The organism is Granulosicoccus antarcticus IMCC3135 (assembly GCF_002215215.1).
Classification (GTDB): Bacteria; Pseudomonadota; Gammaproteobacteria; order Granulosicoccales; family Granulosicoccaceae; genus Granulosicoccus; species Granulosicoccus antarcticus.
This window is the reverse complement of the sequence record NZ_CP018632.1, coordinates 2,018,157-2,033,115: the sequence shown is the minus strand read 5'-3', so window position 1 is coordinate 2,033,115 and position 14,959 is coordinate 2,018,157. Positions and strand designations below refer to the sequence as shown.

Annotated in this window: 14 protein-coding genes and 1 riboswitch; of the genes, 3 read left to right on the top strand and 11 right to left on the bottom strand. The window is 54.1% G+C overall.

Going from position 1 to position 14,959, the window contains the following annotated elements:
• Window positions 1-3: 3 nt before the first annotated feature.
• Both IMCC3135_RS08805 and cbiE read right to left on the bottom strand, forming a co-directional pair.
• Window positions 4-456: a cobalamin biosynthesis protein gene (locus IMCC3135_RS08805; RefSeq protein WP_169727429.1), complete on the bottom strand. Its 453-nt coding sequence runs from the start codon at window positions 454-456 to the stop codon at window positions 4-6.
• Complete coding sequence (cbiE, locus tag IMCC3135_RS08800; protein WP_088917266.1) at window positions 453-1,640, bottom strand: precorrin-6y C5,15-methyltransferase (decarboxylating) subunit CbiE; 1,188 nt, start codon at window positions 1,638-1,640, stop codon at window positions 453-455. Before cbiE ends, IMCC3135_RS08805 begins: the two co-directional genes overlap by 4 nt.
• Between cbiE and IMCC3135_RS08795 the strand changes: the two genes are divergently transcribed.
• Window positions 1,639-2,400, top strand: coding sequence for a cobalt-precorrin-6A reductase (locus IMCC3135_RS08795; RefSeq protein WP_088917265.1), 762 nt, complete (start codon window positions 1,639-1,641; stop codon window positions 2,398-2,400). The genes cbiE and IMCC3135_RS08795 overlap by 2 nt on opposite strands.
• Here IMCC3135_RS08795 and cobJ read toward each other — a convergent pair.
• From cobJ to IMCC3135_RS08755, 8 genes are all read right to left on the bottom strand, one after another.
• Window positions 2,376-3,113 (bottom strand): precorrin-3B C(17)-methyltransferase, encoded by a 738-nt coding sequence (cobJ, locus tag IMCC3135_RS08790; RefSeq protein ID WP_088917264.1) that lies wholly within the window; start codon window positions 3,111-3,113, stop codon window positions 2,376-2,378. The two genes, IMCC3135_RS08795 and cobJ, sit on opposite strands and share 25 nt — an antisense overlap.
• Window positions 3,110-3,859 (bottom strand): precorrin-2 C(20)-methyltransferase, encoded by a 750-nt coding sequence (locus IMCC3135_RS08785; RefSeq protein ID WP_088917263.1) that lies wholly within the window; start codon window positions 3,857-3,859, stop codon window positions 3,110-3,112. The genes cobJ and IMCC3135_RS08785 overlap by 4 nt, the downstream gene beginning before the upstream one ends.
• A complete protein-coding gene (locus tag IMCC3135_RS08780) occupies window positions 3,856-4,485 on the bottom strand; it encodes a precorrin-8X methylmutase (protein WP_088917262.1) in 630 nt (209 codons plus the stop codon). The genes IMCC3135_RS08785 and IMCC3135_RS08780 overlap by 4 nt, the downstream gene beginning before the upstream one ends.
• On the bottom strand, window positions 4,475-5,659 hold the full coding sequence (gene cobG / locus IMCC3135_RS08775; protein WP_088917261.1) for a precorrin-3B synthase: 1,185 nt from the start codon (window positions 5,657-5,659) through the stop codon (window positions 4,475-4,477). Before cobG ends, IMCC3135_RS08780 begins: the two co-directional genes overlap by 11 nt.
• Before the next feature lie 224 nt (window positions 5,660-5,883).
• Window positions 5,884-6,123: riboswitch (cobalamin riboswitch) on the bottom strand.
• A gap of 270 nt (window positions 6,124-6,393) precedes the next feature.
• A complete protein-coding gene (locus tag IMCC3135_RS08770; protein ID WP_088917260.1) occupies window positions 6,394-7,440 on the bottom strand; it encodes an extracellular solute-binding protein in 1,047 nt (348 codons plus the stop codon).
• Window positions 7,441-7,576: 136 nt separating this feature from the next.
• The gene (locus IMCC3135_RS08765) at window positions 7,577-8,377 is read right to left on the bottom strand and encodes an ABC transporter permease (RefSeq protein ID WP_169727428.1); all 801 of its coding nucleotides are present in this window, start codon (window positions 8,375-8,377) and stop codon (window positions 7,577-7,579) included.
• Window positions 8,370-9,365 (bottom strand): ABC transporter permease, encoded by a 996-nt coding sequence (locus IMCC3135_RS08760; protein ID WP_205737966.1) that lies wholly within the window; start codon window positions 9,363-9,365, stop codon window positions 8,370-8,372. Before IMCC3135_RS08760 ends, IMCC3135_RS08765 begins: the two co-directional genes overlap by 8 nt.
• A complete protein-coding gene (locus IMCC3135_RS08755) occupies window positions 9,362-10,504 on the bottom strand; it encodes an ABC transporter ATP-binding protein (protein WP_088917259.1) in 1,143 nt (380 codons plus the stop codon). Before IMCC3135_RS08755 ends, IMCC3135_RS08760 begins: the two co-directional genes overlap by 4 nt.
• A gap of 327 nt (window positions 10,505-10,831) precedes the next feature.
• Between IMCC3135_RS08755 and IMCC3135_RS08750 the strand changes: the two genes are divergently transcribed.
• Window positions 10,832-12,148: a glutamine synthetase family protein gene (locus IMCC3135_RS08750; protein ID WP_088917258.1), complete on the top strand. Its 1,317-nt coding sequence runs from the start codon at window positions 10,832-10,834 to the stop codon at window positions 12,146-12,148.
• A gap of 38 nt (window positions 12,149-12,186) precedes the next feature.
• Complete coding sequence (locus tag IMCC3135_RS08745; protein ID WP_088917257.1) at window positions 12,187-13,482, top strand: NAD(P)/FAD-dependent oxidoreductase; 1,296 nt, start codon at window positions 12,187-12,189, stop codon at window positions 13,480-13,482.
• A 26-nt stretch (window positions 13,483-13,508) separates the two neighbouring features.
• Here IMCC3135_RS08745 and IMCC3135_RS08740 read toward each other — a convergent pair whose 3' ends face one another.
• Entirely contained in the window at window positions 13,509-14,897 is a 1,389-nt protein-coding gene (locus IMCC3135_RS08740; protein WP_205737965.1) for an MFS transporter, read from the bottom strand.
• Window positions 14,898-14,959: the final 62 nt, after the last annotated feature.

Genomic DNA, 14,959 nt, shown 5'->3' with positions numbered 1-14,959 from the left:
AGCCTATGTGATTTCCTGAGAGGTTTTCTGAGAGTTCTCTGAGTCATGCCCTGTTGTTTTCTTGTTGCTGTTATCGGATTGCTGGTTCAATGGTGAAGCCAGTGCCAATGCCGCTGTTGCCATTCCGTCAGCAGACACAATGCGCGTCAGTAGTAGACAGGCCTCCGGGCCGGCCGCAGCCAAAGCTGCGGCTTCCGCCAGAGAGCCGGTTCCAAACAAACCCTGTTGCCGTGCGGACTGTGTATGGGTTTCTTGCCGGGCCAGCTGCTCAGGTTCGATACTCAGCAGCGGCAAGCCCAGTGTCAGTGCCAGCAGTTGCAGAGGTCCTGCATCTGACTTCGATACTGACGTGGCCAATGCGTCCGGCTTGCCATGCTCGAACTGAACACGTGACATGACTTCCAGTAGTGATGCCAGTGATACTTGTCGCCTGAAGCCCAGACCTGCAACCCTCACCGGCAGACACTCCATTGAACAATCGGGCGAGCACACTGCCAGCCGCGCCCTGCTCCAAGTGGACCAGCCTCGGCCAGATCGATGCGTATCAGCCTGCCGCCAACGCGTTCATGCCATTGGGCAAGCAGAATTTCGGTTTCCAGAGTAACGGCATTGGCAACCAGACGTGTACCTTCAGGCAGAAGCTTCCAGAGAGCGTCCAGCATGTGCTCGCTGGCACCGCCACCGACAAACACCGCATCCGGGAGCGGCAATTCAGTCAGTCCATCGGGGGCTGTTGCTGCGATGATGCGGATACGATGCTGCAGACCAAATGCGGCGCAGTTCTTCTCCGCGTTTTGCAATCTGTCAGATCGAACATCCATCGCAATGGCCTGTGTTCTGTCTGCCGTCAAACACCATTCCACCGACACCGAGCCCGACCCTGTTCCAATATCCCAGAGCATTTCACCGCAGCGTGGCGCTAGCGCTGACAGTGTCAACGCACGAACGGCGCTTCTTGTTATCTGGCCATCGTGGGAGAACAGCTCGTTTGCCAAGCCTGCACTTCGTGGCAATCCACGCCCGCCGTCCACCTCTATGGCAACGAGTACCAGTGCACCAATATCGGACACCTTGAATTCATCCGCATACCCCGTCCGTATACGCTCCTGCGGCCCGCCGAGGGCTTCCATGACACTCAATCTGGAACGACCAAATCCTTGCTCTGCCAACCATCGTGCCAGCTGCGCAGGTGCAGACCCATCTCGCAACAGGCAAACTATTCTTGCCCCTCGCGAAAGCACCGGTAGCAAACGCTCAAAGGGCGCTGCATGCAGGCCAAGACATGTGATGCTCTCCATGGCCCAGCCTTGCCTTGCAGCGGCCAGGGAGTAGCTTGACGGAGACGAGCATGACTGCCATTCATCGTCAGGCAAGGCGGCAGACAACAGGCTACCGACTCCATTCCAGAACGGATTGCCAGATGCCAGAACCACAACCGGCCTGCCTCTCTGCTCCAGAACAGCCTGTATGGAAAATGGCAAAGGCCAGACACAACCGCGATCCTCTGCCTCGGCCAGTTGTAAATGACGTGGCGAACCAAAAACCTGGCTTGCCTGCTTCAAAGCATCACGACTCGCAGCGGACAGTCCTGATATACCATCCTCCCCTATACCAACAATAGTCAACCAGGGCTTATCCATGACAAGCGTTCTTCTGCTTGGCGGCACCACCGAAGCCAGTGATATGGCGCATGCAATGGCGCATGCAATGGCTTATCAGGGCATCAATGCCTGGTTTTCGTATGCCGGACGGACGCGAGCGCCGAAAGCGCAACCCATTCCAACACGAATCGGTGGCTTTGGAGGCGTTGAGGGCATGGTGGACTGGCTGCAACAACATGACATCAGCCATGTCATTGATGCAACGCACCCCTTTGCTGCAGGTATCAGCGCCAATGCCTTGCAAGCCTGTGCACTCACAGGCGTTGATTTGTGCTCTTTTGAACGAGCGGCCTGGCAAGCCGGCGGGGCGGATAACTGGCAGTACGTGTGCGATATCGATGCAGCCGTCGATGCCCTGCCTCAAGTTGCATCGAACATATTTCTTGCCATTGGCAAACAACATATAAAGGCTTTTACTCGGCAAGCCCAGCATCACTACCTGCTGCGACTTGTCGATCAACCAGAAGAGGCTCCGCCTCTTCCATTTGCCAGCTACGTTGTCGATCGCGGGCCTTTTACCGTAGAGCAGGATCTGGCAATGCTGCGAGAGCATGCCATTGACATCATTGTCTGCAAGAACTCCGGCGGTAGTGGTGCTGTTGCCAAGCTGGTCGCAGCGCGTCACTTGCAATTGCCGGTTGTCATGATAAATCGGCCCATACAGCAGGCTTGCACACGTTGCCATAGCGTCGATGAGGTGCTGGACTGGCTTGCTCATGCAACGCTACGTGGTGTGTAGACATACCGTCCGACACGTCGCGTATAGGCACTGCCAACAATCACCAGCGTTCGCATGTCAGCCATATCAGGCTTGGCTTCAGCCAGTGTCATCGTCTGCAACCGTTCCGATGGCTTACTCACATCGCGTGCAAAACTGATGAGTGTCTTGTTACCACAGCACTCACGCAACAAGTCGAGCGCCCTGGCAAACTGGTGAGGCCTGCCAGCCGAGCGCGGGTTGTACAAGGCCATGACAAACTCTGCCTGAGCCGCCAGACGCAACCGGGTCTCAATCAACGCCCAGGGTTTCAGGTTGTCACTGAGGTTAATGGCACAAAAATCATGACCTAGCGGAGCTCCCAGACTCGCCGCCGCTGCCAGTAATGCACTGATACCAGGTTGAATGGATATGTCGAGCGACAACCAGTTCTCAGGACCTTGTTCCAGAGCCTCAAAGACAGCTGCCGCCATGGCAAATACCCCTGGATCGCCTGACGACACAATCACCACCTGCGAACCACCAGCGGCCAGATCCAGTGCAAATTGTGCCCTTTCGAGTTCAACACGATTATCACTGGCGTGGCGTGTCAAATCTGTCCGCTCGGGCACCCGCTCGACGTATTTGCTGTAACCGACCACATCAGTGGCTGCCTGCAACGTGGCACTGACCTGCGGCGTTGTCATTGCATCATCACCCGGCCCCAGACCGACAACGGTTAGCCAGCCGCTCATGGACGCCTTCCCTTGCCATGTACCAGCACCATGGAGAAGTACGGAACCGTGCCTTCTACCTCCTGCAAGCGCTGGACACGTTGTCCGGGCATGGTGCCGCGCTCAACCAGCCAGGCATCCTGCAACCGCCCTGCGCTAGTCAGTGCGCGGTAAACGCGAGGTAGATTGCGACCCATCTTCATGATGACAAGAGCGTCATCACCAGTAGCACGGCGGGTCAGCTCCTCCTCACTCAGCGTTGCCATCAGCACCGTGAGTACATCGTCACCCCAGGTGATGGGAATGTCCGTGGCAGTCCAGCAACCCGACATACCGGTGATTCCCGGCACGATATCCACCTCCACCTGGCCCTGCAGACGACTGTGTAGATGCATGAACGAGCCGTAGAAGAAGGGATCGCCTTCACACAGCACGATCACATCTGTCTCACCACACAAAGACAATAGCTGTGCTGTCCAATGTTCGTAGAAAGCCGCCAGCTGCTGCTTGTAATCGTCACCTGAAAAACACAATTCGGTCGTCACCGGATATTCCATTGGGAACTCGGTGACGTCTGAACGCAATAGCCCATCGACGATGCTGCGTGCCTGCCCCGCACGCCCGCGCTTGCGAAAGTAGGCAACATGGCTGGCATTACGCACCAACCTGTCAGCCTTCACGCTCATCAAGTCAGGATCGCCTGGCCCAAGCCCTACGCAAGTTACCTTGCCACGTAGCGTTGTGCCTGCAGTGTCTGTGGCCTTCATTGTGCGGTGCTTGCCAGTGCATTCACGGCAGCAACCGTGACGGCAGAGCCACCGAGCCTGCCGCGTACGGTCAACGCGGGTACCGGCAAGTCCTGCATCAGAGCCAGCTTGGATTCAACGGCACCGACAAAACCCACCGGGCAACCAATGATAGCGGCAGGCCGAGGGCAGCTTGGATCCTGGAGCATGTTCAGTAAATGAAATAGCGCAGTAGGTGCATTACCGATGGCAACGACAGCTCCCTGTAGATGCTCTCGCCACAGCTCCAGAGCGGCTGCCGAACGTGTGTTGGATTGTACTCTGGCAAGTTCCAGTACGGCCGGATCATGCAAGGTGCAGATAACGGCATTGTCCGCGGGTAGGCGAGCACGGGTAATGCCCTCTGAAATCATGCGGGCATCACACAGTATGGGCGCGCCTGCTTGCAGTGCACCACGTGCAGCGTTTACCAGACCCGGTGAGAATTCTATATCACGCTCAAGTCCAACAAGCCCGGCCGCGTGAATCATGCGAACAGCCACCGGCTCTTCATCCGCACTGAATCTGGACAGTTGCGCTTCGCTGCGAATAATGGCGAAGCTCTTCGTGTAGATGGCAGCGCCATTGGTTTGGTAACTATGCACCATTTTCAGGGAAATCCAGTAGATATTCAGGGGTGGAGGTAATCTGTTCTGCGCGCAAACCAACGCGCACTGGCTGATCGCAGGCTTTGCCATTACGAATCAACTTGTATTCGTCAGGCGCTGTTGCCACCAGCGTAATCGCCGCTGATGACGGGTGTGCACAGCCTTTGATGCAGCCTGCAACATGCAGCCGTTCACCATGGGCAAGCTGCGCAGCCAACGATCTGGCGATACCCAGGGTAGATGAATGGGCCTGTGCACAACCTGGCGCGCCGGTGCAGGCAAAGACATTCAAACGCGGGTCACCAGCACGCAAGCCAACACCTGCGGCCGCACCGTCGCCCACTCCCTCTATCAAGATCATTCGCCAGGGTGTCAGGCGCAAATTGCCCAGCGGAGCCAGGGTGTAAAGATCCTCGCTCTTCAGGAGGCCGAACTCTGGTGCCACTAGCCAGCCCTGAGCATGCTTTCCAGGTTCCGGGCGGCAAGCAAGACCAGGGGCTGCGAGCACTTCATGGAACTCAGCGGGTAGCGTAGCGCCGCTGGCCAGAAACGAAGCCATGCGACCGCGGCCTTGCGGCGCACCTTCATGATCCAGAAACCAGTGAGCCAGCCTCATCGCTGTATCGGCAGCGGTAGCAATACTGACTCGTGCCCCCGAGCCCATACCATCGGCAAGGCACATCAGCTCCCCATCAGCTGAATGCTGAATGCGAATGTCAGCTGATGTTCCAGTTAGCACTGGCGTTGCCCCACAGTCCACCGCAAAACCGAACTTGGCCGGCAACGTTGGCGCACCCGGCTTATCCAGTGCTTGTATCAGTCGAGCGCCAACCTGATGACTTACGTCTCCATCAATCCAGAATGGGGTGAAGACCAGATTGCGACGTCGCTCAGAATCAATACTGACATCAACAAGGTCGAGCTTCATCAGGGATTTGATCAGCGCTGCGTGCTCACTTGCCCTGATACCACGCATTTGAAGATTGGCACGTGATGTCAGACTGATCTGGCCAATCCCGTATTCTTGTGCCAGTTCGCCTAGCGCGATAGCTTGTGGCTGACTCAAACGAGCATACGGCGGGCGAATGCGCACAATCAATCCATCAGCCGCCGCCATTGGCTGCAGTGCGCCAGGACAGGCTCCGTGAATTAGCGGCTTGTTCGACGCATCCATTCGAAAGCTCCAACTGATGAATACCAAAGAAGCCGGGGATAACGTATGACGGATTGTTATTGCAGTACTGACGTCAGGATCGCAGGTTTCTTGCCTGTACGAAGCATTGCCAGCAAAGCCCTGTGCTTACCCGGAACTCATCTGGCAGTCTTGCACCGCCAAAATCGCGAACCATTGAACGCACTGATCTGCACAATCGGCCCTGCCCTCACCCCGGAGCAATAACTGAACACTGTTGTCGGGCAGGTCTTCTGGCTCACCTTCATCCGGGCATTGTCACCTTCCCAAGAGCGTGATTGATAGCTCTCAGTGGTGCACGACAAACCCGTCAGGCTTACAGCAGCGGGGGCTGCACCGGAATAACCAGTACGATCAGCACTCAATGCTGACAATATTGGCGTCACCGGTTTCCCATTTCACCATGACCCACATGTGGCCACAGAACCCGAACGCGATGGAAGTTATCACCCTCTCGCCGCTGGGTCAATGGGGAGTGCACCAAGCGATCAAACTCGCCCCCGGTTTAGTGGAGACGCCGCAGCCCTCTAGCAAGATGGTGCAAAAGGTTGATTTGACGCAAATCATGAAGGTTGGCGCACTCTAGCCATCAACTAGCCATCAAGTTGCACTCAGCTGAAATTCCAGAAGCAAACCGGGCAAGACGATTGTTTGCGCGTCTTGCCCGTTGTTTTCATGATCAAACAGATGCTGAGACTGACAGTATCCGCAATTCCCTACTTGCTGATATCCGTCCAGATCCGTGCATACAGATCATTCACTTCTACCGGGCACACCGCCAGGAATGCACCGGATGCTTCAAGCTCTGGTGGCACGCTCAATTCTGGAGCGGTTTTCAGCTCTTCGGACAGATATTCGTCCGACCCCTTGATGCCGTTGGCGTATTTGGCAAAGTTGGAAATCATGGCGGCATTCTCCGGATCCATGATGAAGTTCTGAAACAGTTTTGCATTACCAGGATTCTTTGCATCCACAAGTACGGCTGCGCTATCCATGAAATAGGCAAAACCTTCTTTAGGAAAACCGAAGCGTACATCCGGGTTCTTTTCACGAGCACGCATAGCGGCGCCATTCCAGTAAAAAGCGGCGGCGTAATCGCGGCTGGCAAATTTCTCAATGGTGCCGTAGTCCATGGCAATCCACTTGGTTTTGGCTTCTACAAGCTTGTCGCGAACAGTGCGCAGAAACTCCTTGTCATCAGTACACCACTCTCCACCCAGATACTTGATAGCGCTGTACATGACGTCCGTCATTTCTGGCGCCACATTGACCTTGCCAATCAACTCTTCAGGTGGATCCAGAAAGATGGAAGAGGTATTGATGTCACCGTCATATACAGAAGTATCGACAACGGTACCAATCAAACCCCACTGCCACGGCACGGAATAGTGACGACCTTCGTCCCAATCCACACCGGTCCACCGATCTTCCATATTCTTGAAGTTCTCCATTTGATCAGGCCGTGTCTCCAGCAGCAAACCTTCACCAATCCAGATATGCATATACGGTGCTGAGGGAACGACGATATCAAACCCATGCCCACCGGCACGTACCTTCGCCAGCGCCGTGTCGTTGGAATCGTAGTCTGTAATGGTGACTTTTACATCGTAGGTTTTCTCGAACTTTTCGATCAACTCGGGGCTGGTGTAATTGCCCCAGTTGAATATGTTCAATTCCCCTGCTGCCTGGGCTGGACCTGTCATCAAAAGGCAGGCCGCCATCAAAGTCGTGACGGGGCCGGTAGAGCATAGTTGGCGAAACATGTACGTCTCCTGTCGTTGAATCGGTAACGTTGACGATAACGGGCAAAGTCAGGGATTTGATTCAGACCCGCTCATTTAACATTCAATTGGCTCACGCGCAGCATTGCCAGCACATCGGTTTTACAACACGCTTCTGTCAATTTCTTTTCCGGCTTAACAAAAAGAATCCTGTCACGATCACTACGGAAAAGGCAAGAAATATAGTGGAAATAGCGTTGATTTCAGGGGTGACAACCCGGCGTAGCTGTCCGAGCATATACGTCGGCAGTGTCTCCTGACCACCTGATTTGACAAACTCGGTGATGACAACATTATCCAGTGAAATAACGAAGGCGAGCATGAAGCCCGCAATGATGCCTGGCCGTAACAAAGGTAGAGTCACATGCAAAAAACCACGCCACGGCGTTGCGTAGAGGTCGGCGGCAGCCTGCTCCAGAGTCAGATCCATGCCTTGTAACCGCCCCCGAATTGGCAGGTAGGCAAATGGAATGCAGAAAGCGGTGTGTGCTGCCATCAGAAAGCCTATACCCGAATAACCGGTCCACACCTTGATACGAGAGAATACGATCAGCAAAGACACGGCTGTGACAATCTCCGGGACCATCAGCGGCTGATTGATGAGCGCATATTTGAAACTCAGCCCGGGGTAAGGCTGTGTACGAGTGGTCGCCAGTGCAGCAAGGGTGGCAACCACAGTTGCAATACTGGCGGCAACTATAGCAACCAGCGCCGAGCGTAATGCAGCGTCTTGAATCGCATCGTTGTTCCATGCCGAGACAAACCAGCGCAACGAGAAGCCTTCCCACAACGCAATGGAAGTACCCGCATTAAAGGCATAAACAACCAGTGTTGCAATGGGCAGGTATAGCAGAAAAAAACAGAACATCGCAATGGTTGCAAAACCCGGCTGCGAACGGATATTGAATGCTCTAGCCACGACGCGTCTCCGACTTGCCGACGTTACGAACATAGACCATCAGGGCCAGCATGACCACCACCATCAGAGTGACAGAAATGGCAGCCCCTAGTGGCCAGTTGCGACCGGGTCCGAATTGAAGCTCGATCAGGTTGCCCAGCATCATGTTCTTGCCACCTCCGAGTACACGCGGGGTCACATAGGCCCCCAGTGCAGGAATGAAGACCAGAATGGAGCCTGCAATTATGCCGGGCTTGACCAGTGGCACAATGACATGCCACAGCACTCGAAATTGATTGGCGTACAGATCATAGGCTGCCTCTACAAGACGGAAGTCAAGCTTCTCCATGCTTGCGTAGAGAGGCAGCACCATCAGTGGCAGATACACATAGGCCATCCCGAAGAGTATCGCCTTGTCTGTGAACATGATCTGAATGGGTTGATCAATGAGACCCAAACCAACCAGGGCAGAATTCAGAATACCTTCGTTCCGGATCACCTCCTGAATGGCAAACGTACGAATAAGCAGGTTTGTCCAAAACGGGATCGTCACCAGAAACAACCAGATATCGCGTGTACGAGCAGGCCTGGTTGCAATGAAATAAGCAGTAGGAAATCCGAGCAGAAAGGTAATGAGCGTTGTCGATAACGAGAGTTTGACAGAGCGCCAGAAAATACTCAGATGCGCATTGGCAAAGGACAGAGTATCGTCAAAGATATCGCGCTGCAGAAACACATTGAACCAGCCCTCGCCGGACAATTCCCAGAGCTTGACATCACCATAGCTTCCCTTGGCCATGAACGAATACAGCAACATGACCAGCAGAGGACCTGCGGCTGCGAAAAATATAATCAGTAGAGCCGGTGCCGATAACAGCCAGCGATCTCGTATAGCCTTGCGCTTATGCGGATCATCAGCACTGCCGAGCGTATCCGCAGCTACCATGGAAGGAGCAGAGTCGGGATCAACCCCGTACTTGTTCTCTTGACTGTGCTGCGTATTGTTCATTGAGTGACCAGCTGGGCAGCCGCTTCATCAATGCTGATACCAACCAATTGACCCTGCTCATGATCCGCCGTGCCGCCTCTGCGGTTCTGAGAACGTATGATGAAGCTCTGCCTGTTCGGCAGACTGACATGGTAATGAGTGTCGGTACCAGAGTAGACAATGTTTTCCAGCTTGCCGGTCAACGTCGCTCTGTCAATGTCATCAGTCAAACTGGCATGTTCAGGGCGAACCACGACGGTAACCGCCTTGTTATCTGCCTGGTCTGCATCAGCGGGTAGTTCATTGCAACTTGCCCAGAGTGTGGCTGCACTCACCTCCCCCACGTCCAGAGATACCTGAGTCAACCCTTCACGAGTAGTGAGAATATGCCCCTGAAGAAAGTTGCTCTCACCAATAAAACCTGCTACGAATCGATCGACAGGTCGCTCATAGATATCGTGTGGACTACCTACTTGCAATATTCTGCCAGCAGACATGACGGCAATTCGATCGGACATCGTCAAGGCCTCCTCCTGATCATGCGTGACGAATATGAACGTTATGCCAGTATCACTCTGCATGCGTTTGAGTTCGATCTGCATCTGCTTTCGCAACTTGTAATCCAATGCTGACAGAGGTTCGTCAAGCAGCAGTACTTCAGGACTAGGGGCCAGTGCACGTGCCAGTGCAACACGTTGCTGCTGACCACCGGATATCTCACTGGTAGCACGATCACGCAAATCCTCCATACGCACCAGACGCAACACTTCATCGATGCGATGAGCAATTTCCGCTTTTGGCTTGCCTAACATCTTCAGACCAAAGCCGATGTTCTGCGCAACACTCATGTGCGGGAACAGGGCATAACTCTGGAATACGGTATTGACCGGACGACGGTAGGGAGGCAGCGTTGCGATGTCCTTGCCGTTGAGCCTGATACTGCCAGCGGTAGGAAACTCAAAGCCAGCAATCAAGCGAAGCAGAGTCGTTTTCCCGCAACCAGACGGTCCCAGCAAGGTAAAGAACTCGTTTCGCCTGATCGCAACATTTACATCATTCAATGCCGTGACTTGCTTGCCCCCGGAGTCGAAGACTTTCCGAACGTTCCGAACCTCTATCGCGGCCGTGTCACTGGCCTCGTGCTCACTTGGGTTATTCATGATCGGCTCATTGAGATCTTGTGCTATCGATTACCAAAATTTCTGGATGTCATAAATGAACTGTATCCCCAGGCAGGTACAACCGGCAATCATTTCCTTCACTGTTCTTATACCTTATTTCAACGGCGGAGTTGAGTGCAATGCATTTACAATTTTCACACCAGCAGACAACAGCATGGACAGCTCAATGGTGCTACAAAATCCGAACCAAATTAATGCAAGAACGTGTTTGCCGTGCGCCATGACCGTGCAAGTACAAAGGCAGTAGAATGCAACGAACCTTCCACGCCAGAAACAACAGATCGATAGCACACAGGATGACAACTGATGACTGAGAATAGCCATAGCTTTCTTGCTGGGGTTTATGATTTGAATGGATGCCTGCGTGGCAAACGCCTCCCCGCCCAGCTGGCAGACAAGCTTGGATCAGGCGCGTTTCGAATGCCGATGTCCAGCATTGGCGTTGATATATGGGGCACCGATGTTGATGGCAACTCTCTGGTAATGGAGAACGGTGACAAAGATGGTGTCTGCGAACCAACCGGGCGTGGACCACTGCCAATCATGGGCCCGATGGGTAGCTGTCCACTAATCCCAATGTGGATGAATCTGGAGGAAGGCACACCGTTTCTGGCTGACCCACGTCGCGCCCTTGCCCATGTGTTGAATCAGTTTGCACAGATAGGTTTGAGGCCGGTGGTAGCCACTGAGCTGGAATTCTATCTGGTTGATTCCAGCTGTGTCAGGGCGACCCCGACGATCAATGCCCGCAGCGGTCAACCGAAAAACGATGACGCTATCTACTCGCTGGATGAAATCGCTAAAATATCGCCCTTTCTTGATGCCGTCTACGCCATGGCTGCGACTTGTAATATACCGGTCGAAACTGCCGTTTCCGAAGGCGGACCAGGACAATTTGAATTCAACCTGACCCATGTCGACGATGCACTCAGGGCCGCTGATGATGCGGTTATTCTGAAGCAGATCGTCAAGACTTGTGCTAACGACAATGGATTTTCCGCCAGCTTCATGGCCAAGCCTTATCAGGATCAGGCGGGAAACGGCTTTCATGTGCATTTCAGCATGTTGAACGCCAACGATGAGAATGTCTTCGATAATGGCACCGAAGAAGGATCTCAGCTCATGAAACAGGCGCTCGCCGGGCTGATCAATGCGATGCCTGCAACAATGCTTGTATTTGCGCCCCACCTGAATTCATACCGCCGGTTATGCCTGGGCGGTCTGGCCCCGACAACCGCGGCCTGGGGATATGAAAACCGCACTGCCGCTATCCGTATTCCGGGTGGATCACAGGCCGCACGTCGGATTGAGCATCGGGTCGCCGGAGCAGATGCAAACCCTTACCTGGTTCTGGCAGCCATTCTTGGCGCCGCGCTTATCGGTATCAAAGAAAAACAAACACCACCCAGGCCGCAAGTTGGCAACGCCCATGAAGCCAATGCCAGGCAGCTGCCTCTGGATTGGCGTGATGCGACTGAGGCCTTTGAAGTCGATGAGATAATAGCGACGATTTTTGATCCGTCCCTGATCTCAATGTTCCTTGCCTGCAAGAAGCAAGAGCAGGACATTTTTAAAGCGCTGGTTACAGACTTCGAATATCAGGCCTATCTCGATGCCGTCTAGCCTCGTTTCCATGCAGACTTTAAAAGGAATTCAAACGAATGACTGAACCTTATTGCAATTCTTATTACGCAGCTAGCGCCAATCAAACAGCAGCATTCCCAATGCTGGATGGCGACATCGATGTAGACGTTGCCATCATTGGCGGTGGGTTCACCGGTATTGCCTCGGCTCTGGAACTCAGCGAACGTGGTTTTCGTGTCGCCGTTCTGGAAGCGAACCAGATTGGATGGGGTGCGACCGGGCGCAATGGTGGACAGGTAACTGGTTCGCTGTCTGGCGATAAAGCGATGGAACGAGAGTTCAGGAAAACGCTGGGGGCGGAGGCCAGCAACTATGTATGGAACTTGCGCTGGCGTGGTCACGACATCATAGAAGATCGTGTCAAAAAGTACGGTATTCAGTGCGACCTGAAACATGGCCACATGCTGACGGCCTACAAACCGTCTCATATTCCTGCACTCAAAGCCATGTACCACGAGGCGTGTGAGAATGGCATGGAAGATCAGGTCGAGCTGATCGAAGGGGCAGATGTAAAAGACTACCTGGAAAGCGATTTATACCCTGCCGGCTTGCTTAACAATAAAAACATGCACCTCCATTCATTGAACCTTTGCCTGGGTGAAGCCGATGCTGTCCGATCGCTGGGTGGACAAATTTTCTGTTCCTCACGTGTCACTGAAATCGTGCACGGAAAACGTCCGATCGTAAAAACGCAGCACGGACAAGTGACGGCAGATACGGTTTTACTGGCAGGCAACGCCTACCATCAACTGGCACAAGGCAGCATGAAGGGCGTATTGTTTCCGGCCTCACTAGGTATCATGGCCACCGAGCCTCTGAGCGAAGAGGTTGCCAACAAGATCAACCCTCATGACATTGCGGTCTACGACTGCCGCATGGTTCTGGATTATTTTCGCCTGACTGCGGACAAGCGGCTGATCTTTGGTGGCGGCACAAAATATAGTGGTGGCGGCTATAACACCACGGCAGTTGAGAACGAGCTACGCCCGGCGCTGGAACGTACATTCCCACGCCTCAAAGGCGTCAAAATCGACTATCAATGGTCTGGACAAGCAGGAATCATCATCAATCGTATTCCCCATATCGGAAAGATTGCACCCAATGTATTCTTTGCCGAAGGCTACTCAGGCCACGGCATGGCGACATCACATATCGTTGCAGAGATCATGGCTAATACCATCACAGGCAGCCTGGAAGAATTCGATATCTTCGCTAATGTGCCCCATACGAAACTACCCTTTGGCAAATGGTTCGGCAACGCCGCAATTTCTCTGGGCATGTGGTACTACGTGCAGCTGGAAAAACTGAAGTAGCGGCTTTGCAATCACAGCGACGGCATTTACAGTTCGCCAACCGGACCAGGCTGCTCAAACCGGGCCTTGTCAACTTTCAGATAGGCGACACCTTCATCCATCGCAATAACGACCTCCTCCACCCCCGGCGTCGATTTCAGCTCAGCCAACAACTCTTGGGTTGAATGACGCTCGGCATCGCTCAGCGCACGCCGATGAGTCGCCATTTTACGTGGTGGTTCAAAACCTGCCAGCAGCAATAACCAGACGACACACAGCACGGCCATTGTGGCAAATAACCCAACAGGCCCCACCGTGCCGTACAGCCAGCCGGCTCCCACACCACCGACAAAGGATCCCATGAACTGGCTCGTACTGTAGATGCCCATGGCACTGCCCTTGGCTGCCGCCGGAGCCAGACGTGATACCAGCGAGGGCAACAAGGCTTCCAGTGTATTCATGAAGCAGAAAAACACCGTAATCCCTAGAAACAGCAGTAGCACGCTGGCATCAATGCCCATGATCAGAGGCCCTGCAAACAGGAGCTGCGTCAGTGCCATCCCCGTAATGCATAGCAATAGCACGGCACGCATGGCTTTGCGCTCCCCCCAGATGATCAGCGGAATCATGACGGCGAAAGACAGCACGACAGCCGGTAGATAAATCAGCCATTGCCTGTCCGATTGCATGCCGGCATCCCGCAAGCCTAACGGCACGGCAAAGAATATGGCCGTGATCATCAGATGCAGCATGAAAATACTGATATCGAGGCGCACTAACTGAGGATGATGGAACAGGCGTTTCATGGTGGTCAGGTTGGCCCCGGTATCGGCGCTGTAATGACATCGATCAGGATTGGGCACCACCGTATGCAAGAGCAGGATCGCCACCAGTGCAGAGGCCGCAGTCAACCAGAACAGTCCGTTGATCGAGAACCAGCCAATCAGCAAAGGCCCGAGAATCAGCGCCAGAATGAACGCAAACCCGATACTGGCACCGATACTCGCCATGACCTTGGTACGCTGCTCATCTCGTGTGAGATCGGCAGCCAGTGCCATCAGGGCCGCAGCAATAGCCCCGGAACCCTGTAGCGTACGACCGATGATGACCCCATAGATGCTCTCAGAGCTCGCTGCCACCACGCTTCCCAGTGCCAGCAGTAGCAACCCGATAGTCACCACTTTCTTGCGCCCTATACGATCGCTCAGCATCCCAAACGGGATCTGCAGACAGGCCTGCAGCAATCCGTAAATGCCAATGGCCAGGCCGATCAGAAATGGCGTACTGTCCGTATAGTGATCACCAAAAAGGCTGAATACCGGCAGCACGATGAACAGACCCACCATTCTGATCATATAGATCAGAGACAGGGACCAGGCGGCGCGCCGTTCACGGGGCAGTAATGCGGCCGGAGTACTTTGATTGCTATCGTTCAATGGGCCCCTGCAAGGGTACGGGTCAAGCGGCGTATAGTATCAGGGCTCAAGCCCTGCTGACA

Excerpts from the sequence above, each read along its gene's own strand:
- IMCC3135_RS08770 (WP_088917260.1), bottom strand. The coding sequence starts at position 7,440 with ATGTTTCGCCAACTATGCTCTACCGGCCCCGTCACGACTTTGATGGCG.
- IMCC3135_RS08785 (WP_088917263.1), bottom strand. The coding sequence starts at position 3,859 with ATGAAGGCCACAGACACTGCAGGCACAACGCTACGTGGCAAGGTAACT.
- IMCC3135_RS08750 (WP_088917258.1), top strand. The coding sequence starts at position 10,832 with ATGACTGAGAATAGCCATAGCTTTCTTGCTGGGGTTTATGATTTGAAT.
- IMCC3135_RS08755 (WP_088917259.1), bottom strand. The coding sequence starts at position 10,504 with ATGAATAACCCAAGTGAGCACGAGGCCAGTGACACGGCCGCGATAGAG.
- IMCC3135_RS08760 (WP_205737966.1), bottom strand. The coding sequence starts at position 9,365 with ATGAACAATACGCAGCACAGTCAAGAGAACAAGTACGGGGTTGATCCC.
- cobJ (WP_088917264.1), bottom strand. The coding sequence starts at position 3,113 with ATGAGCGGCTGGCTAACCGTTGTCGGTCTGGGGCCGGGTGATGATGCA.
- cbiE (WP_088917266.1), bottom strand. The coding sequence starts at position 1,640 with ATGGATAAGCCCTGGTTGACTATTGTTGGTATAGGGGAGGATGGTATA.
- IMCC3135_RS08745 (WP_088917257.1), top strand. The coding sequence starts at position 12,187 with ATGACTGAACCTTATTGCAATTCTTATTACGCAGCTAGCGCCAATCAA.
- IMCC3135_RS08795 (WP_088917265.1), top strand. The coding sequence starts at position 1,639 with ATGACAAGCGTTCTTCTGCTTGGCGGCACCACCGAAGCCAGTGATATG.
- IMCC3135_RS08780 (WP_088917262.1), bottom strand. The coding sequence starts at position 4,485 with ATGGTGCATAGTTACCAAACCAATGGCGCTGCCATCTACACGAAGAGC.
- cobG (WP_088917261.1), bottom strand. The coding sequence starts at position 5,659 with ATGGATGCGTCGAACAAGCCGCTAATTCACGGAGCCTGTCCTGGCGCA.